Source organism: Methylococcus sp. ANG (assembly GCF_040730495.1).
GTDB lineage: Bacteria > Pseudomonadota > Gammaproteobacteria > Methylococcales > Methylococcaceae > Methylococcus.
On record NZ_CP160399.1, the window covers coordinates 3,513,557 to 3,535,799 of the forward strand.

At 64.8% G+C, this 22,243-nt stretch carries 11 protein-coding genes; all 11 read left to right on the forward strand.

What is annotated here, in order from left to right:
- Positions 1 to 198 precede the first annotated feature (198 nt).
- The 11 genes from ABZN20_RS17175 (at position 199) to ABZN20_RS17225 (ending at position 22,234) form a co-directional block, all read left to right on the forward strand.
- On the forward strand, positions 199 to 3,318 hold the full coding sequence (locus ABZN20_RS17175; RefSeq protein ID WP_367026059.1) for a multiheme c-type cytochrome: 3,120 nt from the start codon (positions 199 to 201) through the stop codon (positions 3,316 to 3,318).
- 481 nt (positions 3,319 to 3,799) lie between these two features.
- Positions 3,800 to 7,276: a PKD domain-containing protein gene (locus tag ABZN20_RS17180; protein WP_367026060.1), complete on the forward strand. Its 3,477-nt coding sequence runs from the start codon at positions 3,800 to 3,802 to the stop codon at positions 7,274 to 7,276.
- 486 nt (positions 7,277 to 7,762) lie between these two features.
- On the forward strand, positions 7,763 to 10,537 hold the full coding sequence (locus tag ABZN20_RS17185; protein WP_367026061.1) for a cytochrome C: 2,775 nt from the start codon (positions 7,763 to 7,765) through the stop codon (positions 10,535 to 10,537).
- Between the two features lie 295 nt (positions 10,538 to 10,832).
- Complete coding sequence (locus tag ABZN20_RS17190; RefSeq protein ID WP_255556261.1) at positions 10,833 to 11,138, forward strand: hypothetical protein; 306 nt, start codon at positions 10,833 to 10,835, stop codon at positions 11,136 to 11,138.
- A gap of 49 nt (positions 11,139 to 11,187) precedes the next feature.
- Complete coding sequence (locus ABZN20_RS17195; RefSeq protein ID WP_367026062.1) at positions 11,188 to 13,935, forward strand: cytochrome C; 2,748 nt, start codon at positions 11,188 to 11,190, stop codon at positions 13,933 to 13,935.
- A gap of 50 nt (positions 13,936 to 13,985) precedes the next feature.
- Positions 13,986 to 15,431, forward strand: a complete 1,446-nt coding sequence (locus ABZN20_RS17200) for a hypothetical protein (RefSeq protein WP_367026063.1) — start codon at positions 13,986 to 13,988, stop codon at positions 15,429 to 15,431.
- Positions 15,431 to 16,042 (forward strand): hypothetical protein, encoded by a 612-nt coding sequence (locus tag ABZN20_RS17205; protein ID WP_255556263.1) that lies wholly within the window; start codon positions 15,431 to 15,433, stop codon positions 16,040 to 16,042. Before ABZN20_RS17200 ends, ABZN20_RS17205 begins: the two co-directional genes overlap by 1 nt.
- Entirely contained in the window at positions 16,039 to 17,037 is a 999-nt protein-coding gene (locus tag ABZN20_RS17210) for a hypothetical protein (protein ID WP_367026064.1), read from the forward strand. Before ABZN20_RS17205 ends, ABZN20_RS17210 begins: the two co-directional genes overlap by 4 nt.
- A gap of 266 nt (positions 17,038 to 17,303) precedes the next feature.
- Complete coding sequence (locus ABZN20_RS17215) at positions 17,304 to 18,185, forward strand: hypothetical protein (protein ID WP_218805653.1); 882 nt, start codon at positions 17,304 to 17,306, stop codon at positions 18,183 to 18,185.
- A 28-nt stretch (positions 18,186 to 18,213) separates the two neighbouring features.
- Positions 18,214 to 19,263, forward strand: coding sequence for a 4Fe-4S binding protein (locus tag ABZN20_RS17220; RefSeq protein ID WP_367026065.1), 1,050 nt, complete (start codon positions 18,214 to 18,216; stop codon positions 19,261 to 19,263).
- A gap of 91 nt (positions 19,264 to 19,354) precedes the next feature.
- Positions 19,355 to 22,234, forward strand: coding sequence for an assimilatory sulfite reductase (NADPH) flavoprotein subunit (locus ABZN20_RS17225; RefSeq protein ID WP_367026066.1), 2,880 nt, complete (start codon positions 19,355 to 19,357; stop codon positions 22,232 to 22,234).
- Positions 22,235 to 22,243: the final 9 nt, after the last annotated feature.

The window sequence follows — 22,243 nt, forward strand, 5'->3', positions numbered from 1 at the left end:
GGCAAGCCGGTCCTGCTCCCGGCTATTGCGTGATATCCCGCTTAGTTGTGGGCAATCACACGGATTGTATCGGCGGTAAATTCTTATCAGATTGTTTTAATCGGGATTTTTTGCTGGCCCGATTGTTGCCCCTTCTCGTTTCGGCCGCGCTGTCTTTCCCACGGCGCCTCGCACGACAACAAGAATCCTGGAGGAACCATGAATACCCTTCGCCCTGCTACGGAGACGCGTCCCGCCCGGCGCCTCCTCCTCGGAGTCCCGCTGCTCGCCCTGGCCGTGCTGCTGGCGCCGCAAGCGGTCTCGGCCGCGGCCAAGATCAAGATTGCCAAAGCGGCCTGGTCGGAAAAGGCCGGCGCATTGACGATCACCGGCAAAGCCAAGGGCGGAACCGGCGCCGTCGAGATCTACGACATCAATGGCCGCCGCCTGGGCAACGGCCAGGGCGGCAGTTTCGCGGTGACGCTGAGCCGCCAGGACCTGGCGGGCGTCCCCTGCGCGGTGCGGGTGCAGTCCGGCGAGGCTGAGGTCATCAAGGCGGTGAAGGGCGCACCCAAATCCTGCAGCGGCGCTCCCACCTGCAGCATCGTGAATCCCGTGCAGGGCAAGGCCATACAGGCCGGTGCCGAAACCGCCTTCGAAGCCACCGCTACAGCCAAGGACCCGGCGGCGCAGCCGCTCAAGTATGAATGGGATTTTGCCGGCGGCTCCCTCGGCGTGGAGACCAGCGGCGGCAGTCCGGTCGCCGTTCACAAAAAGGCGGACGCGCTGGCTGCCTCGGTTTCCTTTGTGCTGGACAACACCACCCACCGGGTACGCTTCATTGCCACCGACGCCAAGGGACGGCGCTGCGAGGACGCGGTGGAAATCGCCGTCGGCAGTCCGCCTTCGGGTTTGCCGGCCAAGGTTTCGGAACAACCGGCGCCGAAGCTGGGGGCGGAACTGGACGGAAGCAAGGGCGATCTGGTCGTGCTGCCTTTCGACGACTGGACCATGCAGGGCGACAGCGACGCCGACTTCATGCCGAACCTGTACAACTCGATGTCGCCGACCATCCACAACCTGAAGGCGGTGGTCTACCGCAAAGACAGGCTCCCGGTGGTGGTGACGCAGGACGATGCGCAGGTCGTCTATTCCGCCGCTTCCAATCCTTCCGATCCGGTCGGCTCCGGTTCCATCAATTCCACCAGTCAGAACTGGCCGCTCAATCCCGATATCACGGTGTTTTCCCCGATGATGACGGCGACCGTCCAAAAGTCGCAGCTGTGGGAGAAATACACCGGTCTACCGGACAGCGACAAATCGGCGAAATACAAGCGGCATTTCTGGGCCGCGTTCGGCTCAAATTATCCGTTCAGCCCGTTTCCCGAATCCATCAATCCGCCACCGGACATGGGGTACATCATCGGTTTCGGCCAACAGGACGACTTGACCGGCAGCGTGATGCCGGGAAAGAACAATCCCTATTCATCCAATGACCCGCAAGTCTTCGGCAAATTCAGCAAGGAAGAAAATCAGCACGAAGCCAGCTTGCTGCCGCTTTCCGGTGTCGATGACAAGGGACGGGTGAATTCCTACCCATTGTTCCGGGTGCAGGCCAAGCAGAATGGCGCCGTGCAAGCGGCGACCGATGCGGTCATGACCGCAGGCCGGGATTTCCAGTGCCGGGGCTGCCACGCCAAGGGCAAGATCGCGGCCAATCCCAATGCGCCTTATACCAAGGATGCATTCGCTGCAACGCCGGATGGCCAAATGCAGCAACAAAATCGACCGCAGACGCCGCTGGATAAGCCAGAGTTTTTCGAGGCGGAGAGCGACAGCATTTATGACCAGGAGCACGCAGCGGCGCTGAACTTCTCCAGCTTGCACGAATTCTACGACGGCGAGTTCTTCCTCAAGTACATGCTGTACGGCAACAAGGACGACATGTACAGCAGCACGTTCCTGACCGACAAGGTGAATGTGAACGGGCCTACACAGTGCACCGGCTGTCACAACACGGGCATGCGGTCCGTTCCCTTCGACGAAGGCTGGTGGGCCATGGGCGATTTCGACCCGACCAGCATGGACTACGACCCCAATTACACGATATCCATGCACCGCTTCCACGGCGAGCTGCAATGGAACGATGCCAAGACCGACATCGTCCGCAAGCCCAACGGAATTTACGAACGCTGGGACTGGAAGACCAAGGGCCGCAACACCAGGACCCTGTTCCCGATCTTCGACGATCAGGGTAACGAGTTGCCGATGGAGGAAAACTGCCTGAAATGCCACTCCGGTCAGCGGGAGCAGCACTACCGCGACCGCATGGCTACGGCGGGCGTGACCTGCTACGACTGCCACGGCGACATGCTCGCGGTGGGCGAGGCCTTCCCCATGGATTATCCCAATCACAAGGACAAGCTCGGTTCGACCGACTTGAGGGATTACCGCCTCGGCTGGTTCGACAATCCGGACTGCGGTTCCTGCCATGTCGGCGACGCTAACAAAGGCGCAGACAAGACCAATGGCTTCTTCAGTGCCGGCGTGATGAAGCGGGCCTTCGACGAGGTGGATCTGTCGGCGACTACTCGGGCCGTGGACCGTAGCGATCCGAATTCGCGCCGATTCTCCGCCGCACCGTTGAAAAATTACCAAGCCACTTTCACGACGGATGTCATGACGATGGATCCGGTCACCATGGAGATGACCGACACCATGGTGGACAAGCAGGTCGATGCCCCGGTCTTCCGCTTCGGCAAAGACCGCCACGGCAATGTGCCTTGCGCGGCCTGCCACGGTGCCGCCCATTCGATCTGGCCCAACAGCGATCCTAGCGCCAATGACAACGTCACCGCGCTGCAGCTCCAGGGCCATACCGGCACCATCCTGGAATGCAACGTCTGCCACACCGCGGATTCCTTCGCCAAGAAGGAAGACCTGGACGGCGGCCAGTACAGCGGCGACGCGCAGACCGGCATCCTGGGCGGACCGCACGACATGCATCCCGTCAACGACCCGTACTGGTGGAAAGGCGCCCAGGGCGACGGAGCCAACGGCGACGGCACCACCTACGGCGGCTGGCACAACGACTACGCCAAGCTGCCGGGGATGAAAGGCGAAGACCAGTGCGCGGCCTGCCACGGCAACGATCACAAGGGCACCCGGTTGTCGAAGACGCCGGTGGACCGGGTGTTCGACTTCCGGGGCTACGACGGCAAGAAGCTGAAGAAGGCCGGGTTCAAGACCAAGGTCGTCAAAGTGGCCGCGGGTACGTCGATCGGCTGCGACACCTGCCACAGCCTGGAGACCAGCTTCATCGGCTCGCCCGGACACTGACGGCGTCTCAAGGAATCGGCGCCAGGGAGGGCGGCGATAGGCGGGGCACAGAGTGCCCCGCTTTTTTGTCCGTCAATTTTTCGTGGGGACGTGTTCCCCCGAGTCCATTCGCTTCCGGCTGGTCTGCGTCATTTGCCTCAGAAAGCATGGGATTTCACTCGCGCTCCGGGGGTGGGTGCCGGGGCGCGGCCTTTCGATTTTCTCGATCTGGCGACTGTCCTGGATTTCCTCAAGCGCCGTCCCCCTTTCGCTGATGATGAAAAAGTGAATCGAAATCAATTGAGTGGTTCTGGCGTCGTGTCCTCGGCGCGGGGGTGGCGGGAGGAAACCTTGCCCAATGGAACTGCGGAAATGCAACCGGGTACGTGTCTTGCATTACGCCCTTGGATCATCGCAATGGCACCCCGCATTTAGGGGGAACCGCTCTCGCGGGATTGGAAAAATCCAAAACAACAACACGCGTCACATAGAGGGTAGGTAAATGAACTCGAAATATCTTCATAAACCCGGCGGGCCGCTGGGCGTTGCGACAGGCGTCGCGGCGCTGGTGCTCGCGCTTGCGGGCGGAGGGGCGCAGGCCGCTTCCGTCAGCGGCTCGGCCAAGGTCGATGCCGGGCTGGGCAAAGTGAGCGTCAAGGGCAAGGCCGCGGGCCTTGCGCCGGGCTCCTGGGTATCGATCTACGATGCCGACAGCAACATCCGCCTTTATACGGCCAAGACCGACGGCAAACGGAAATTCAACGTCACGCTGCAGAACGGCGGGGTGCCTTGCCGGCTGCGCCTTGAGACGGGCGACGGCGGCAAGCTGCTGATCCCCGTCGGCGGAGCCGATGCCTCGTGCAAGAAGGCGGCGGCCTGTTCCATCCAGAGTCCGGCGGGCGACGTGGAAATCAGCGAAGGCCAGTCGGTCGAGTTCGCCGCCGCGGCCAAGGCGAAGAAGAAGGTGACCCTGGATTACCTTTGGACCGTGAGCGACGGTTCGGAACCTTCCAAGACCTCGAACTTCTCGCATCAGTTCAACCACGCCGGCCAGTACCGGGTGATGCTGAACGTCGCCGACTCCACCGGCAACCAGTGTGCGGACGACGTGGTCGTCCGGGTGGTGCCGCCGAACGCTAATCCTTATCCCAAGGTTTCCGAGCGCCCCGCGCCCGCGACCGCCGAAGCGCTCAACGCGGCGGACGGCGCCTACGTCGTGATGCCGTTCGAGGAAACCGGCATGCAGGGCGGCAGCCAGGTCACGCTGCCGTACAACCCCCTCATTCCCTACAACACGCTGAACGCGCAGGTGTTCAGGAAGGTGAAACAGAAGCCGGCGGTCGTCGATCCCAGCGAGCTCGACGTCTTCTACTCGGCGGCTTCCAACCCGAAAGACCCGGTGGGGAGCGACTCCATCAACTCGACCAGCCAGAACCGGTTTTCGACCGGGGAATCCGGTGCCAACTGGGATCCCGCCCAGACCACCGGCAGCCAGACCGTCCTGATCGGCGGCCGCAACTTCGCCGAAGCCACGTTGCGCAAGACCGAGATGTGGGACAAGATCGACCAGCCCAACTCGGACCTTTCCGGCAAGCCCAAGAGCGGCAAGTCCATGGCGGAGCAGCAGAACACGTTCAAGCCCGCCAAACCCATGATGCAGTTGGACGAGGGCATCCGCGGCAACGCCGACGAAGGCGTTGGCGCCCGCAAGATGCCGGGCGCGGCGAATCCCTACCAGGCCAACGACCCGCAGCCGATCGCCGCCTACGACAACGCGTCCAAGACCTTCCTCGCCCAGTTCATCCCGGCGAGCGACGTCGACGACAAGGGGCGAGTCAATCCCTATCCGCTATTCCGGGTCGAAGCCAAGGAGAAGGGCGGCAACGTGGTGGCCAAGACCGATGCGGTGTTCTCCACCGCTTCGGAAACCCGCTGCCGCGAATGCCACGCCAAGGGAAATATAGCCGCGGACGATACCGTCTGGAGAACGCCGGTGCAGGAAACCGAGTTGGTCAATGCCGACGGGAGTCCGGGGCCGGCCACCGGCGCGGGGAGTTTCTCGGCCGGTAACACCGGGTACAACGGCATCTGGCCGCCGGCGATCCATAACGTGTTCAACGTTAACGCCTACGACCCCCTGCCGCCGAACAAGCCGGCGACCTACCTGTTGAGCGGCGCGGTGCCGGCGGATGCTTCCGGCTTGCGCACCGACCGGGTGGCCGAGTCGCGCATCGGCGCGGACGGCAAGCTGCAGATCCGGCTGAAGTTCAAGGATGCGTCGGAGTACGGCGATCCGGACGACTGGGTGGCGCAGGAAAAGGCGGCGCTGTTCAACACCCTGGTGCTGCACGACTACATGGTGAAGTACAGCCCGACCGGCACCATTTCTTCTCAGGTCGCCGACTACGTCGAAGACAAGCTCAACAGCTCACGTGGGCAGGCGATGTACTTCTGTTCCTCGCATCACACCAGCCAGTTGAAGTTCGACGCCGGCGTCGCGGGCCGTTCCTATCCTTCCAACCGTTCCGACTATTCGCGGGCTTTCCACGCCTTCCACGGCAAGATGCAGGTCTATGCCCAGGACGTCACGTCTTCCGAAAGCGCCGACGGCCAGGAACACAAGAAGGGTGACCTGATCCGCGACGGGCGCGGCCATCCGCTGATGTTCGGCGGCCGCGGCTGGGATTCGCAGCACAACGACAACAACGGGGTTCCGATCAAGTCGGATGGTTCGGCGACCAGCTACGCCTGGGATACGGGCAAGAACGACTGGGCGCCGGACCAGTTCCCGATGCACGCCAGGGGCGAACTGCTGTACCGGTTCGGCGAGAGCGTGGCGCAGGAGGAGAACTGCGCGAAGTGCCACACCGGCCATACCGAGAAGGCCTACCGCGACATCCACTACGCGTCGGGTCTCAAGTGCGACAACTGCCACGGCGACATGCTGGCGGTCGGCAACGCGTACCCCAGCCATCGCTACGATGCCAACCTGAGCGGCGCCGGCGCCTATGTCGGCGACTCCATCCACTTCAGAAGGCCCTGGCTGGACGAGCCGGATTGCGGCTCGTGCCACGTCGGCGACGGCAACCGGAAGGATCCGAATCAGGGGTTCTTCAGCGCCGGCGTGAAGAAAACCGCCTGGCAGGCGAACGATCCGGCCAAGGCCAGCGTTTTCCCGGACGACGCCCGCTTCGCGGTCATGCCCATCGTCGAGACGCGCAAGGAAAAATCGACCGACCACGACGGCAACACGGTTTATGTCGACAAGCAGGTGTCGGTCGCGCTGTTCCGCAAGAGCAAGGACGTGCACGGCACCGGATCGGGCGGCGCCATCGCCTGTTCGGCCTGCCACGGCGGATCGCACGCCATCTGGCCGAACGCCGATCCGGACGCCAACGACAACGTGACGGCCAGGCAGTTGCAAGGCTACGACGGCAACATCGCCGAGTGCTCGGTCTGCCACGTCAAGGACGACTTCAAGGAAGGCCTGGTGGCGACCGACGGCGGCGCCAGCAACAAGGGCGTGGCGCAGGGCGTGCGCGAAGGCAAGGTGGTCGACGCCACCAGCGCGCGGGCCTACCTGGCAGGTCCCCACGGCATGCACCCGGTCAATGACCCGTACTGGTGGAAGGAGGCCGCGGCTTCCGCACCCAACGGCAGCGGCACCCGCAAGGGCGGCTGGCACAACGACTTCGCCAAGAAGCCGGGGCCGTTCGGCGAAGACCAGTGCGCCGCCTGCCACGGCAGCGACCACAAGGGTACGCGGTTGTCGAAGACTTTGACGGCCCGCGAGTTCGTGAACGAGAAGGGCAAGGTGGTGAAAGTGGCCGCCAATACCCCGATCGGCTGCAATCTCTGCCACAGTCTGCAGAAGAGCTTCACGGGTGTTCCCACGGGACAGCCGCGGGCCTATCCGCCCCCGACGCCCTCGCCGATCCATGGAGGCGGCGGCGGAGGTGGCGGCGGACACAACCACTGAGCTTTCCTGTTCAACTCTCCGGGCGGTCCGGTCGGGCCTGCCCGGGGCTCCGCAAGCCGGCGCCGGAAACGGCGCCGGCTTCTTTCTTTCAAAAGCCGATGAGATTTGGTTTACTTACGAAATACGAATCAATATCATTTGTATCGGGTGCGATGGGGCGCGGACGCAGTACCGCGGCCTTCTTCAAAGGGGCTTCTCTTTTCCTCCGGTGAGGTTTCGGCGCGGGCAAGCGGCCGTCGCCGACCGAGCTTCCGTCCTCCCGCCGGCGTGTGCGGGATTTCACGCAATGGCGTGTGAAATCACTTAGATGGCCGGCGTGGGGTGTTCTCCGGGCCGCCGCGATGTCTGATTTTGAAACATAATTTGGAATGGTTCGCATTTTGCTTTAGCTCCTCGCACCCCCCGGAAAACGGCATCGCCGGCATCCCTGGGCGATGGGATGAGACGCCGCCGCGAGCCGGCAACGGCGCCCACGGCGTTGGACGAATGAGAGAGGCACAACGAATGCGGATTCACCGGCTACAGATCCGCCCATGGCTGTGGGCGGTCTGTCTTCTCGCCGGAATTCTTCCGTCGTATGGCGGAGAGGCGCCGGCCGACAACGGTTTCGACCGAGCCGTCCTCCATCCCGCCATCCCGCTCCTGGACGAGAGCGGACGCCACGTCGTGGACAGCGGCTTGCCTTATAGTCCCAAGACCAGTTGCGGCAACGGCTCGGGCAGCGGCTGCCACGACTACGCCAGGATCACCCGCGGCTACCACTTCGAGCAGGGCCGCGACGAAACCCGTGACGGCTTCGGCAAGAAGCTGGGGCTGCCGCAACTGGCCGGCCCCGGCTATTTCGGCGGTTACAACTGCATGTCCGGCAATGCGCCGGGCTGGCTGGCCAGGAAGAGCAACGGCGGCGCGGCGGAGTTCGCCGATTTCGGCGCGCCCGATCTCGTCAGGTACTGCGGCTCCTGCCATGCCGGCGGCGGCTGGGGCGAACTCGACCGCAGCGGCGTGCGCTACGACGAGCAGTCCGCCGAGGCGGTCAAGGCTTTCGACGGCGATTATTTCAGCCGCCAGTTCCAGGATGCCGTCAAGACGGGGCAGTACGGCGGTTCCGGACCTTCCGAAGTGGTGGCATGGGACTGGAAGAAAAGCGGGGTCCGGGAAGCCGACTGCATGCTTTGCCATGCCGATTTCTCCCGCCTGAAGAAATTTCCCGCCAGCCGGCTAGGGGCTGCCGACGGTTCGGACTCTGCAGCCCTGCAGTTCGCCCGTCTGCGCGACGAGAAATTCATCGCGGGCGGTTTTTTCCGCTATGCCGCATCGGCGATCTGGGAGTTCCTCGACGTGCGGCCCGATACGGAAGGAGGCGCCGCGCTCTTGGCAGTGGCGCGCAGCCCGATCGCCGGCACGGCGGCGCCGGATTACCGGCTCGTCCTGGACGACCAGGGCAACCCCAGGCTGCACTGGAACCGGGAGGCTTTCGACGAGTCCGGTAAGATTCAGGTTCCCATGCTGCGGTTTCCCGCCAGCGACAACTGCATGTATTGCCACAAGACCGGCAATGCTCGGCGCGGATTCTACGGCTTCGGGTCGGAAGTCAGGATGAGGACCGGGGTCGATGGCGTCGCGATCACCGACTTCCGCACCGACGTGCACAAAGGCTCCGTCTGGACCGAGGACAACGGCCAGGCGCGGGCCATCGAAAACTGCAACGCCTGCCATGCCAAGCAGTACTACAAGTCGCCTTCAGCCAACGTCGACCTGGATGCCGACCACAATTTTCCGAAGGGCAACGGCGACAACGACATCCGCAACGACCTCGACAACATGCCGTCGGCGACGGCCTGCGAGCATTGCCATGATAAGGCGGCGAAGCCGGCATTGCCGTCCGGGCACAAAAACGTGCTGGATGCCCACCGTGAAATCTGGAAGGCCAACGGCGACATGCGGGGCTATCCGGAAAACACGCTGAACCGGATCACCCAGACGCACCTCAACGTCGTCGCCTGCCAGACCTGCCACATTTCCAAGCTGGCCGACAACGGCAAGGCCTTCCCCATGCGCTACCGCTACCGGGTCGGCTATGGCGGGCGGCTGAAGATCTTCCCCTACAAGCCGGCCTACCGCTATTTCGTCCAGGACCGGACCAGCGGGCGGGTGCTGAACCGCTACGAGCGCTTCTCCGTGATCGAGGAGCGGAGCGGTTCGGACGGCGGAAAGTACGGAGCGATCCTCGATCCCGCCAGCGGCAAGGAAGTGGGACAGGTGGCCATGAACGGGGACGAGTTCGGAGAGCCGCCGACTTTCGCCGACTACAAGGCGCTGAAACGGGCCTACGACGCTCTGCTGGGGAGGAAGGGATACGCCGCGCCCGACGTCCGCTTCGTCTACATCGAATCCAACGAATACGCGCTGAGCCACGCGACGCGGCCATCGCCCCAGGCGGTGCAGTGCGAGGACTGTCACGCGCGCAAGCAGAGCGGGGCCTTCAGCGCGCTGATTTCCGCGGAAGGGCTGCTGGGCGAGGCCAACCTGGCCGAAGTCGCGAAGCTGCCGGACCGCAGGCTGGTGGACGCCGGCATCGTCGAACTCGGCATGCCATATTTCCGGGTGCAGGACGACGGACGCATCGTCGAGAACGTGGCCGATGTGCTATACGCCAGCCGCCTCGATCCGTCCATGTCGATTCTCAAGTCGGAGACCGCCCGGACCGTCGAGAACGAGTTCAAGCCCCTGAGCAATGCCGAGACGCTGTCCTACGCGGACCTGGACGAGGCGGCGGGACAAAAGCTTGCGGCGGACCTTGCTTCCGGGGAGGCGCTGCTGTTCGGTTCGAAGGTCGGACACAGCTCCCTGCGCGGATTCGCCCTGATCCAGGCGCGGGGAACCCGCACCGTGGCCTACGGCGGAATCCTCAAGGGGCGGGTGGAGAGCCGCCAGGCGAAGGCCAAGGACCGTACGCGGATCGTCAGCCAAGGGTTCGGCAATCCGGTCGCGGACATCTATTCATTGGCCGTCATGGACGCCAGCGGCAAAACGCTGCAGGGGCTCATCGAAGGTACCGCGCTGGTCAGGCTGCCCTACCGGGGCAAGGCCAAGGCGCGCGGCCAGATGAACGTGTTGATTTCGAAGAACGGCAAGAGCTGGCAAAGGGTCGGGGGGAAAAACCTGCTGGTGTTCCGCCCGCGCGGCGAAGTGGACGGCTACGTGGTGGTCCGGATCAGGCAGCCCGCCGTCTATCTGACCATCGCCGACAAGGCGGGCTGAGCCAAGGCCGAGGGGTTCGGCCTGCACGGTTTCCCTACCCAGGAACCTATCGGGATCGGGCGGATAAGCGGCAGCGCATCCGCCAAATGCAGCTCCGCTGCTCTTCGAGTCGGCGCGGAGGTGGATGCGCTACGCTTATCCACCTTACCTGTAGGTTCCGGGGAACGAGCCGGTGCGCATTGCGCACATCGGTCTCTCCCGCCCGCGGGGAGAGCGCAGCGAGGGGGGCGAAGCCGGGATCGAAGGAGTCGCTACGCGACGTTTTCACGGTAACGATCATACGAGGAGTCATGACATGCATACCAAGTCTCGCCGGAGTCAGCTCCGCTGCTCTTCGAGTCCGCTGGTCGCCGAAGACGCGGCCGAATTGCCGCGGGCATCGGGAATGCTTGGCCATCCGCTGGTGCGGAAGATCCTGCCCTGGCTCGCCGGGGCGGGAATGGGGCTGGGGCATGCGGCGGTGGCGTCCAGCTGCACCGTCCCCCAGCAGGGACGCTGCAGCAGTTGCGGCAGTTGCATCCTGGTGGTCGGCTCGTTGGCCGCCTGGGCGTTGTCCAGAAAAAAGGGACAGGGCGCGTTCTACGAGGAGAGCGGGCGGTGAGGAGCGCTGCGGCCGTCGTCGGAATTGGCCGATACCGGGGAGATCGGGCATGAGGGAGCCGAGCGGGCGGGGACGGCGGATCGCTGCGTGGTGCTGGTCGCTGCTGATCGGATTCGCGTCCAGCGCGGTGGCGGGAGAGGCCGCCAACGCCTTCGACCGCACCGTCATGCACCCAGCCATCCCGCTGGTGGACGAGGACGGCCGGCACGTGCTGGAGAGCGGCAAGCCCTACAGCGTCCGGATGAGCTGCGGCAACGGCAGCGGCGGCGGCTGCCACGACTACGACGCGATGAACCACGCCTACCATTTCGAGCAGGGGCGTGACGAAACCCGCGACGACTACGGCGCCAAGCGCGGCCTGCCCCATCTGGTCGGCCCCGGCTATTTCGGCGGTTTCAACTGCATGCAGGGCAATGCCGCCGCCGCGCTCGCCCGGAAAGCGAATCCCAACGAGGCGGAATTCGGCGATTACGGCGCGGCGGGCTATGTCAAAGCCTGCAGCACCTGCCATCTGGGCGGCGGCTGGGAGGAGTCCGACCGCGGCGGCACGCGCTACGACCAGATGCCGGCCGGTTCGATCCCGGCCTGGGACGGCGATTACTACGACCGCAACGGCGACGGCCAGGTGGTCCCGTGGGACTGGAAGAAGAGCGGCGTGCGCGAGGCCGACTGCATGATCTGCCATGCCGATTTTTCGCTCTTGAAAAAATTTCCCGCCAGCGGACTCGGCGGCGACGGCACGGCCGGCGCCCAGGAACACTGGGGCTTGCTGCAGGACGGAAAGTTCGTGGCCCAAGGCTTCTTCCGCTATGCGAATTCGGCGATGTTCGAGTTTCTCGACGTCCGGCCCGATCTGGCCGGAGGGGCTCAGTTGCTGACGGTGGAGCGGACCGTCAAGCCGGGAACCGCCAAGCCGGATTACGACCTGGTGCTGGACGACTCTGGCGAACCCGTCCTGCACTGGAACCGGGACGCCTTCGACGACAGAGGCAAGGTGCAGATCCCCATGCGCCGCTTCCCCGGCAACGACAACTGCATGCTGTGCCATCTGGCGGGGGCCGGCATCAATCGCATCGATGCCGAGGTGAAGAGCAGCCGGCGCGGGTTCTACGGTTTCGGCGCGGAGGCCGCGGAGACCCCGGGCGAGGATGGAAAGCCCGTCGACGACTACAAGGACGACGTCCACAAGGGGAAGAGCTGGACCGACGACACCGGCGAGACCCGGATCATCGACAACTGCAACGCCTGCCATGCCAAGCAGTACTACAAGCCGGCCTACGCCAACATCGACCTCGACGCCGATCACGACTTCCCCAAGGGCAACGGCGACGCCGACGTCCGCAACGACCTCGATTACCAGCCCGGTCCGGCGGACTGCGAGTATTGCCACAGCACCGCCAAGGCGCCGGCCCTGCCGTCGGGCCAGCCCACCCTGCTCGATGCCCACCGCGAGCGCTGGAAGTCCTCGGGTTTCATGCGCGGCTATGCCGCGAACTCGTACAACCGGGTGGTGCAGGTGCATTTCGACGACCTCGCCTGCCAGGCCTGCCACAATCACAAGGCGGTGTACAACGGCAAGACCCTGCCCATGCACTACCGCTACCGGGCGCGTGCGGACGGGGCGCTGCGGGTCATTCCCTACCTGCCCAACGCCCGCTTCTTCGTCCAGGACCGCAGCAGCGGGCGGGTGCTGTACCGCTACGAAAGACAGTCGGTGTTCCGCCAGAAGAACGACGGCCAGGCGGCCATCGTCGATCCGGTCGGCGGGCAGGAAACCGGGTCGGTCACCGTCACCGGCGGCCAGTTCGATCCGCCCTCCACCTACAACGACTTCAAGGCGCTCAAGCAGGCCTACGACGGCCTGCTCAAGGGCAAAGGCTACGCCAGCGCCGACGTGCGCTTCGTCTATGCCGAGAGCAACGAATACATCTTCACCCACCAGACCCGGCCGGCGGAGCAGGCGGTAGCCTGCGAGGAGTGCCATACCCGCAGGGCGGACGGCTCGATCAACGGCGCGGTCGCGGCCAACGGCCTGATGGGCGCCAACCGCGTCATCGAGGTCGCGAGAATCCCGGATTCCCGCCTCGTCGACGAAGGCGTGGTGGAGCTGACATCGGGCTACCACAAGCTGCAGTCCGACGGCAGGATCACCGAGACCGTTGCGGAGGTGCTCAAGGCCACCGAAAAGGCGCCGGACATGTCGATCCTCAAGGCGGCGACCAGCCGCGCCGTCGGCGGTCCGCTGAGAAAACTGCCGGCCGCCGAGGCCGTGACGCTGGCTTCGCTGGACGAAGACGCCGCCGCAAAGCTCACCGCGCAGTGGGGCAGCGGTCTGTCGCTGACCTTTTCCGCCAAGGTCGGCCATGCCTCCGTTCAGGGGGCTGCGCTTTTCATCCCCGGCTCCTCGCTGAACCAACTGCTGCTGGACGGCGTCCGGGCGGAACTGAGCAGCAAAGAGCCCACCGCCGCCGAGCGCCGCAAGGTCGGCAAGCTGGGCGCAGGCGCCCTCGCGTCGGACGTCTACGGCCTGAGCCTGACCCGGAGCGGCGGCAAGACGGTGAAGAATTTCGGCAGCGGCAACGGCTGGGTCAAACTGCCGTATTCGGGCGCCGCGACCCGGCTCAAGGGCGTCAAGGTCGCGTATTCCGAGGATGGGAAGAACTGGCGCATGCTGCCGCGCGAACGGATCGCCGCCTTCAAGGCCGGCACCGGCGGCGCGCCGGGCTACGTCCTGTTGCGCCTGAAGCGCCCCGTCGCATCTCTGGCGTTCACGGGCAAGGCGGGAAGCAAGTCCTGATGGTCCGGAGGCGTTGCTGTTTTGGGAAAGAGGTGCGCCTCCGGCGTGCCTTGGCGTTGCGTCGGGGAGGCGCCGCCCTGCCGATGGCTTGCCTGGTGCTGTGCGGCCTGGGTTCCTCCCCCGGCCGCTGCGACAACTGGCATGGTTCGGTGCGCAGCAAGGTCCAGGTCGACAACCGTTATACCCTGCGGAATGCGCACGTGTTCGGCGAGCTGTGGGGCCAGGGGTTTTATGACAACAGCCAGGAGGATCTGCACGGCGCCGTGGAATTCGTGACGCGCACAGGCTATCAGCCCGACGGAGGCGGCGTGGCGGGGCTGTACCAGGCTTTCGTCGAAAAGGGTTTCGATTCGCTGAACACCCGCGTCAAGCTGGGGCGTTTCCAACGCACCGACAACCTGGGCCTGTACCTGGTCGACGGCGGCGCCGTCGCCTATGCCTCCGACGACAAGGGATGGGGCTTCGACGCCTATGCCGGCCATCCCAGCCGTTACGACCACGTGATCAGCGTGGAAGGAAAGTTCGTCGGCGGCCTGGAGGGGCGCGCGCAATGGACGCCGGACTGGGGCTGGGGGAGCGACGGGCCGTCGCTGAGCCGGATCGACGTACGCGGCGGCTACCAGTATTTCTGGCGCGATCTGTCCCAGAGCGCGTTCGACTATTCCCCGTATACGGGATATGGGGGATCCGCCAGCGGAAACGTGAATTCGGGGGCGCTGATCGGCGATACCGGCCTGCAAGGCGCGGTCGCTAGCAGTTATTTGGCTTACGGCGGTTCCAAGCCCTGGGGAAGCTCTCTGCAGCGCCTGTATTTCGCCACCACCGGCGCGGGCAGGCTGGGGCTTTGGCGGAACAGCGATTACGAAATGGGGGTGCTGGGAACCTACCGGGCCGACCGGGAGGCGTTCGAGAACATCCGCCTCAACGGCCAGCTCGACCTGACCAATGCGGTACGCGTCCGCGGTTCCTACGAATACTTCCAGCCGCGCGATCCCATCCTGACCTTCCGCGAAAAGTTCTACAGCGCCTATGCGCTGGGCGAGCAGACCCTGGCGCGGACCCGCATCCAGCACGAGCCGGTGAAGAATTTCAACTACTACGTCGGCGGCCTGGCTTCGAGCCGCCAGGGTTACGACGGCTACGGCGGCGAGCTCGGGGCGAACTACGTTTTCAATCCCAACTTCGGTCTGATCGGCGAGTTCGACTACATGTCCCTGGGGCCGGAAACTGCGAGTAGCTTTTACCTCAGCAGCACGCACACCGTGAATTCCCGGCTGCAGATGCGGGTGAACACCGCGCTGCGGTTCGAGGACAAGATCCTGTACGGGTTCAACCGGGCGGTGGGCGCGGAAATCGAGGCTTTCTACATGCTGCGCAACAATCTCGTGCTCAACGTCGCGGGGAGCTACGTCTGGTATACCCGCATCCTCGACGAGTACCTGGGGGCGGTCCAGGTGATCTATTACTTCGACAACTTCAAACCGAAGGGGATGTGATGGCGCGGCTGATACTGGTTCTGCTCTGGGCCGTGGTCCTCGCTCCCCTCGTCGGCGCCGGTGACCTGCCCGATGCGGTCAAGGACCCCAAGTGGTGGGAGAAGCGGGAGAAACGCACGGACATCCGCTATCCGCACAACGCCCACATGGAGGTGATGGACGAGGAGGGCGACAGTTGCATGCTGTGCCATTCCTTCGCCCCCAACGCGATGACCGACGAGAGCAAGCTCAAGCCGCTCACCACGATCTCCAACGAACCGCTCAAGGCGGTCTGCCACGACTGCCACGTGACCGAGCAGCGCGGCCCCTGGCGCTGCAACCTGTGCCACGACGACAAGACCAAGATCTGGCCGGAAGACCACCGCTTCGGCTATATCGACCATCATGGTGAGGCCGCGCGTCGGGACGAGGCCGCCTGCAAGGAGTGCCATCTCGACCTGGCCTTCTGCACCAACTGCCATTTCCGCAGGGACACCATGGGCACCGGCTACCATCCGCTGGGATACCGCACCCTGCACGGCCTGTCGGTGCGGGTCGACACGCTGGACTGCGGACGCTGCCACAACCAGGTCTATTGCGAGACCTGCCACGCGAGGACCCGATTCCGATGAAAACGACCCCGAAGCGTCTGGCGACATGGCTGTGCATGGTCGGGTTTGCGGTGCTCTATCCCGCGATGGCCGGTGCCTACACGGTGTCGACCGTGACCGGCAACCTGCTGCTGACGCCGAAGCATGGCGGCGACGGCACCGCCTGGGGCAGGACCAAATGCGCCAGTTGCCATTTTCTGCAGAACATCCACAAGAAGGCCCCCAACATCCGCAACTGGGTGCTCTACAAAGGCACGGCCACCTGCACCGGCTGCCACGGCACCAACGGGACCAACGCGCCGCGGCGCTGCATCATCTGCCACAACGCCACCGATCTGGCCACCTCGCCCCGGCAAGGCGGCGCCCACAAGCACGACTTTTCGGTCAAGAAGGTCCGCGCGCTCGGCGACGGCGACTGCCTGACCTGCCACGTCAAGCCGGACATGGACGGCCAGTTCGAGCGCGACGTGGATCTGACCGCGATCCGCGACGCCTCCGGCGGCTTCTCGCCGTACACCCGCGATACCGACTTCTGCCTGCGCTGCCACAACCGCGACCATCAGCCGGCCGGCGTCCGCATCAAGTCCAGGCCGAGCTACGGGCTCAACGATCCGCTGGTGGCCATCGAGGATGACTACACGCTCATCGACCGCCACGGCTGGGTCAATGGCGGTACGGGGCCGTACCCCGGCTTGCGCGGCAAGAAATTCCACTATGCCGACGAGGTCGCCTGCACCGACTGCCACGTCATGCATGGAACCCGCAACCCCAAGCTCATCCTGGACGACACCCGCAAGGGCTCCAACCGGCTGCTGAAGACGCTGCCCAAGCCTTACAAGGCCCGGGTCCACGGCGGCAACTACGCCCAATTCTGCGTGCTGTGCCACCGGATGGAGGACCCTTCGGTCGAGGAAGGCGCGTATGACGCGGGCAACGGTCTGTCCGGCGTGCACGACGTCACCTCGGACTGTACCCAGTGCCACACCCACGGGGAGCCGGTGAAGGGGGGGTTGTGAGGGGCAATACTGTTGAATTAAGCCGTCATGCCGGCATGGATTGCCGGCATCCAGGCCACAAGGATGTGATTCGCGCCGGCCATCCCTGGCCACTGGGTTCCGGCACAAATCCGCCGGGAGCGGATTTGCATTTACCCGCAGGGCGGCAGGCAGGACAGCCTGCCGTGAGTCCATGCCGGAACGACGGGCCAAAACTTATTTCAACATCATTGATTGTGAGGGGAGGGCGGAGCGCGTGGCCGGAATCGAGCAGGTGGCTGGCGGGAATGCTGCTGTGGGTGCTCGGCACCGGCATCGCGGCTGCGGGCGCCGACGACAGCTACGCGACGACGAAGAAGCTGCCCCCCCTGCACCACGTCATCGGCGTCGTGCTGCCCGAGGAGATGAAGACGCCGAAACGCCTGCCGCTGCGGGAGGACCGCGAGCTGCGCTGTCCGACCTGCCACGGCATCGAGGACATCGACAAGGTGCCGTACCGCCGGATCGACCGCAGCCTGCCGGATTTCCTGCGGGGCGGGCCTTACGACAAGCTGGAGACCTTCTGTTACGAATGCCACGAGGAAGACAAGTTCAAGCGCCCCAACGTCCACATCATGCTGGACAAGAACGGCAAGCTCCAGGAGGAGCACTGCACCTACTGCCACGAGGAGGTGCACCGGGAGCGGGACCGGCCGCTGCGCGCGGCGGACTACAGGCTGCGGCTGCCGCCGGAACGCCTCTGCTACGGCTGCCATCTGAAGACGCCGCATTTCAATGCGCTGGAGCACCAGGATTCGAAGCCCGACGCCCGGATGAAGCTCCACATGAAAGACTCGAAGGAGCGTTACGGCATCATTCTGCCCCTGAGCCGGGAGGGCAAGGTCATGTGCCCGACCTGCCACGCCCCTCACCAGCCGGGCGTCATCGATGCGCTCAACACCGCCGCCGGCCGGGTGGACGACGCCGATCTGGAAACCGGCGTCAGCTACCGCGAGCACCCCTGGGATGCGGTGGTGCGGGAAGACAAGAAGGCGCGGCTGGAGGCCTTGAGCGAACAAAGCGGACAACGATTCGAGCTGGGATACCGGCGGATCGACAAGGAAGTGTTGCTGAGGCTGCCGGCGAAGGACGGACAACTGTGCCTGGCCTGCCATCAGTTCGACGAATGACACCAACCCAACCGCGAGGAGCAAGACCATGAATGCCCTGACCGCGAAATTTTCCGAAAAACTCCGATCCGTGCCGAAGATCCAGCGTTACCGCTATTTCTGGATCGCCGTGTCCTGCGCGATGTTCCTGGGGCCGCTGGCGGTGCTGCCGGGGCTGGCCGGCAACACCGATCTGTGCGGCAAGCTGTGCATGCGCCGCTTCTATCTGTATTTCCCCGGCATGAACTGGGACGACCTGTTCATGCACGTCTCGGTGGCCCTGATCGGCGTGGTGGCCTTCTTCGTCATCATCACCTTCACCTTCTTCTTCGGGCGCATCTGGTGTTCCTTCATCTGCCCGGTCGGCGGGTTCTCGGAGCTGGTCAGCCGGATGCTGAACGACCGCTGGAAGATCGAATACCGCGGGCTGCCCCAGGTCCAGATCCGTTACGGTTACCTCGCGGTCTACATGGGCCTGCTGCCGCTGCTCGGGGTCAGCGCCTGCACCCTGTGCAACTTCATCACCGTGCCGCGCTTCGTCGAGGCCCTGAGCGGGGGCTTCGTCGGCCTGGCCTTCATCTTCTCCACCGTCGGCCTGGTCAACCTGTCCCTGTTGTTCCTGCTCGGCTTCTTCGCCAGCAAGGGGCGCGCCTACTGCCAGTTCCTCTGCCCGATCGGCGCCATCGACGGGCTGGTCAACCGCCTGGGCGCGAAATTCCGCTTCACCCACCACATCCGGGTCGACAAGCAGCGCTGCACCGGCTGCACCGATTGCGCGAAGAAGTGCATGTGCGGCGCCATCAAGATGGTCGACAAGGTCGCCGTGGTCGATCAGTTCTCCTGCATGTCCTGCCACGACTGCGTCGACGCCTGCGACTGGAATGCCATCGAATGGACCACGGCGCCCAGGAACAAGACGCCCAAGCGGGTCAAGCGCGGCATCCAGATCCATCCGGAGCCGCAATGGCAGGCGGTGGTGAGGATGCAGCCGAAGCCGGCGCCGACCGCGCCGGTCATCCACTGGGGGCGGGTGGTCAATGGCGTGATCGTGGCGGGCTTTTCCCTGTTCCTGTTCGCGACCGCGGTGTGGCTGCACTGAGCTCGAGGAACTTGAATCCGCACCGATGCGGCAGCGATTTTTGAATTCGAAGACGATGCGGTACGCCTGTTCTCTGTGTCTCGCGTGGCTGATGCTGGCCGCGTGCGGTTCCGTCCTGGCCGCGGAGCGGCACAGCGATCCCGACGGCTGTTTCTCCTGCCATGGCCTGCCGGGGCTCGAATACCTGGACGACCACGGCGTGCTGCGGGTCGCCACCATCCTCAAGAGCGACTATTACGGATCGCTGCATGGCAGCGTGCCCTGCAAGGACTGCCACCGCAAGATCGAGCGCTATCCGCACAAGCCGGAGGAAGGCTATGTGGACTGCTCCGAGTCCTGCCATTTGAAGGAGCCGTCCAAGGACAAGGCCTTCACCCACAAGCCGGTGGTCGACGAGTTCAAGAAATCGGTCCACGGCGCCGGCCATGCGCCGGGAGCGACCACGGATTTCCACGGCGGCAACCGCCTCGAGGAGGAGACCGGCCAGCAGAATCCCTCCTGCCGGCGCTGCCATTCCAACACCCCGTACATCAAGGACGCCAACCTGGAGCGGTTCAAGCAGGAGCTGCACCACACCGAGACCGAGTGCGGCACCTGCCACCAGGGCGAAACCTGGCGCAACCAGTTCAGCGGCCACATCCTGCGCCGCCTGGTCGGCAAGAACTACAACAAGATGGAAGCCAACGCCATGTGCGTGGACTGCCACGGCAATCCTGAAGCCATGGCCAAGGTCGAAATCCAGGACCCGGAAACCAAGGAAAGGAAAAAGGCCAGCTACCGCTTCGCCCACGCCGCCGACAGTTACGCGAAGACGCTGCATGGCAGGTTCCTCGCGGTCGACGACGAAGCCGGCGCGAGCTGCATCGACTGCCACGCGCCCGACGGTTTCCGCCACGGCGTCCTGCGGGACGAGTCGAAGGCCGCCTCGACCCACCCGGACCGGCTCGGCGAGACCTGCTCGCAGGCGGGATGCCACGGCTATGCGAAGAGCCCGCTCAATCTCGGATTCCTCAACACCGACCTGCATGACCTGGATTTCCTGCGCATGGAGGATTCGTCCTTCGCCCTGGACTTCTCCCGCCTCGATTCGGCCTGGTACGTCGCCGCATGGGTGCTGGGTCCGCTCGGCCTGATCTTCCTGGTGTCCAGCTTCCTCTCGCCCTTGTCCCATTCCCGGAATTCGCCGGTCACCGAGGTCGTGGGTTACGACCACTTCCAGCGCGTGATGATCGGCAGCACTTCCGCCAAGACCGGCCTGTGGCGGCGCATCCTGCCGCGGCTGGCCGGACGGGTGCCCTCCGCCGCTCCGGCCTCCGCGCCGGCGGTCGAACCCGACGCCCCCGTCACCTCGCTGACCATCCTGTTCGGCTCCCAGACCGGCAACGGCGAAGGCGTCGCCGCCGATCTCGAGGCGAGGGCCAAGTCCTGGGGCTACAGCGTCAAGCTGGCCGACATGGCGCACTACGATCCGCACGAAATCGTCAACGAAAGGCTGCTGTTCGTCATCGTCAGCACCCACGGCGAGGGCCAGCCGCCGATCCCGGCGGAGAAGCTGCACGGCTATCTCTATGCCGAAACCGCGCCGCGGCTGGAGCATCTCAAATTCGCCGTATTCGCCCTCGGCGACAGCAGCTACAAGCATTTCTGCAAGGCCGGCAAGGATTTCGACGCCTTCCTGCAGCGCATGGGGGCGAGCCGGGTGCTCGACCGGGTGGACGCCGATGCCGATTTCGAGGAACCAGCGGCGGCCTGGATCGAGGCGGTCCTCGGCTGCTGCCGCGCCATCATCGGCGACACCGGCATCGAGCAGCCTCTTGAGGCCGAGCCGGCCGATCAGGCGGCCAGGGCCGGCTACGGCAAGACCAATCCCTACCCGGCGGAGGTCCGGCGCAACGTCAATCTCAACGGGGAGGGCTCCGCCAAGGAAACCCGCCACATCGAAATCGACCTCGGCGATTCCGGCCTGAGCTACGAGCCGGGGGATGCCCTGGGAGTCTATCCGAAGAACAACCCCGTTTACGTCGAAGCCCTGCTGGCCGCCTTGCGGGCCGACGGCTACGCCGAAGTGAGCCTGGGCAAGGAGACCCTCACGCTGCGGGAAGCGTTCTACAGGCATCTCGACATCACCGGCCTGAGCCGGGTGCTGGTCGAGAAATACGCGGAACTGTGCGACAGCCGGGTCCTGGCCGGGCTGCTGGCGGATGCCGACCCCACCCGGCTGGAGGGCTATATGTGGGGCCGGCAGCTCATCGACCTGGTCGAGGATTTCCCGCTCGAGGACGTTCCGCCACAGGTTTTCGTCAACGTCCTGCGGCGCATGCCGCCCCGGCTGTATTCGATCGCCTCGAGCATGAAGGCCCATCCCGGCCAGGTGCATCTCACCGTCGGCGCAGTGCGCTACCACGCCCATGGCCGGGACCGGGAAGGGGTCTGCTCCACCTACCTCGCCGGCCGTGTCGGCGCGGACGAGCGGCTTTCCATCTTCGTGCAGCCGAACAAGCATTTCCGCCTGCCCGAAGACCCGGCGACGCCGCTGATCATGGTCGGGCCGGGCACCGGCATCGCGCCGTTCCGGGGGTTCGTGGAGGAACGCGAGGCCACCGGCGCCAGCGGCCGGAACTGGCTGTATTTCGGCGACCAGCGCCGCGCCACCGATTACCTCTACCGGGAGGAATGGGAGGACAAGCTCGCGCGCGGCGTGCTGACCCGGCTGGATCTCGCCTTCTCGCGCGACCAGGAGTGGAAGGTTTACGTGCAGACCCGGATGCTGGAAAACGCCGGGGAGATGTACGCCTGGCTCGAGGAGGGCGCCTGTTTCTACGTCTGCGGCGACGCCTCGCGCATGGCCCAGGACGTCCACCAGGCGCTGCTGACGATCGTGATGCAGGAGGGCGGGAGGACGCAGGCACAGGCCGAGGAATACCTCGAGGCCATGGCCGCCTCCCGGCGCTATCTGCGCGACGTGTATTGAGCCGGCTTC

Excerpts from the sequence above, each read along its gene's own strand:
- ABZN20_RS17190 (WP_255556261.1), top strand. The coding sequence starts at position 10,833 with ATGCATACCAAGTCTCGCCGGAGTCAGCTCCGCTGCTCTTCGAGTCCG.
- ABZN20_RS17225 (WP_367026066.1), top strand. The coding sequence starts at position 19,355 with ATGCTGGCCGCGTGCGGTTCCGTCCTGGCCGCGGAGCGGCACAGCGAT.
- ABZN20_RS17220 (WP_367026065.1), top strand. The coding sequence starts at position 18,214 with ATGAATGCCCTGACCGCGAAATTTTCCGAAAAACTCCGATCCGTGCCG.
- ABZN20_RS17215 (WP_218805653.1), top strand. The coding sequence starts at position 17,304 with ATGCTGCTGTGGGTGCTCGGCACCGGCATCGCGGCTGCGGGCGCCGAC.
- ABZN20_RS17175 (WP_367026059.1), top strand. The coding sequence starts at position 199 with ATGAATACCCTTCGCCCTGCTACGGAGACGCGTCCCGCCCGGCGCCTC.
- ABZN20_RS17205 (WP_255556263.1), top strand. The coding sequence starts at position 15,431 with ATGGCGCGGCTGATACTGGTTCTGCTCTGGGCCGTGGTCCTCGCTCCC.
- ABZN20_RS17195 (WP_367026062.1), top strand. The coding sequence starts at position 11,188 with ATGAGGGAGCCGAGCGGGCGGGGACGGCGGATCGCTGCGTGGTGCTGG.
- ABZN20_RS17210 (WP_367026064.1), top strand. The coding sequence starts at position 16,039 with ATGAAAACGACCCCGAAGCGTCTGGCGACATGGCTGTGCATGGTCGGG.
- ABZN20_RS17185 (WP_367026061.1), top strand. The coding sequence starts at position 7,763 with ATGAGAGAGGCACAACGAATGCGGATTCACCGGCTACAGATCCGCCCA.
- ABZN20_RS17180 (WP_367026060.1), top strand. The coding sequence starts at position 3,800 with ATGAACTCGAAATATCTTCATAAACCCGGCGGGCCGCTGGGCGTTGCG.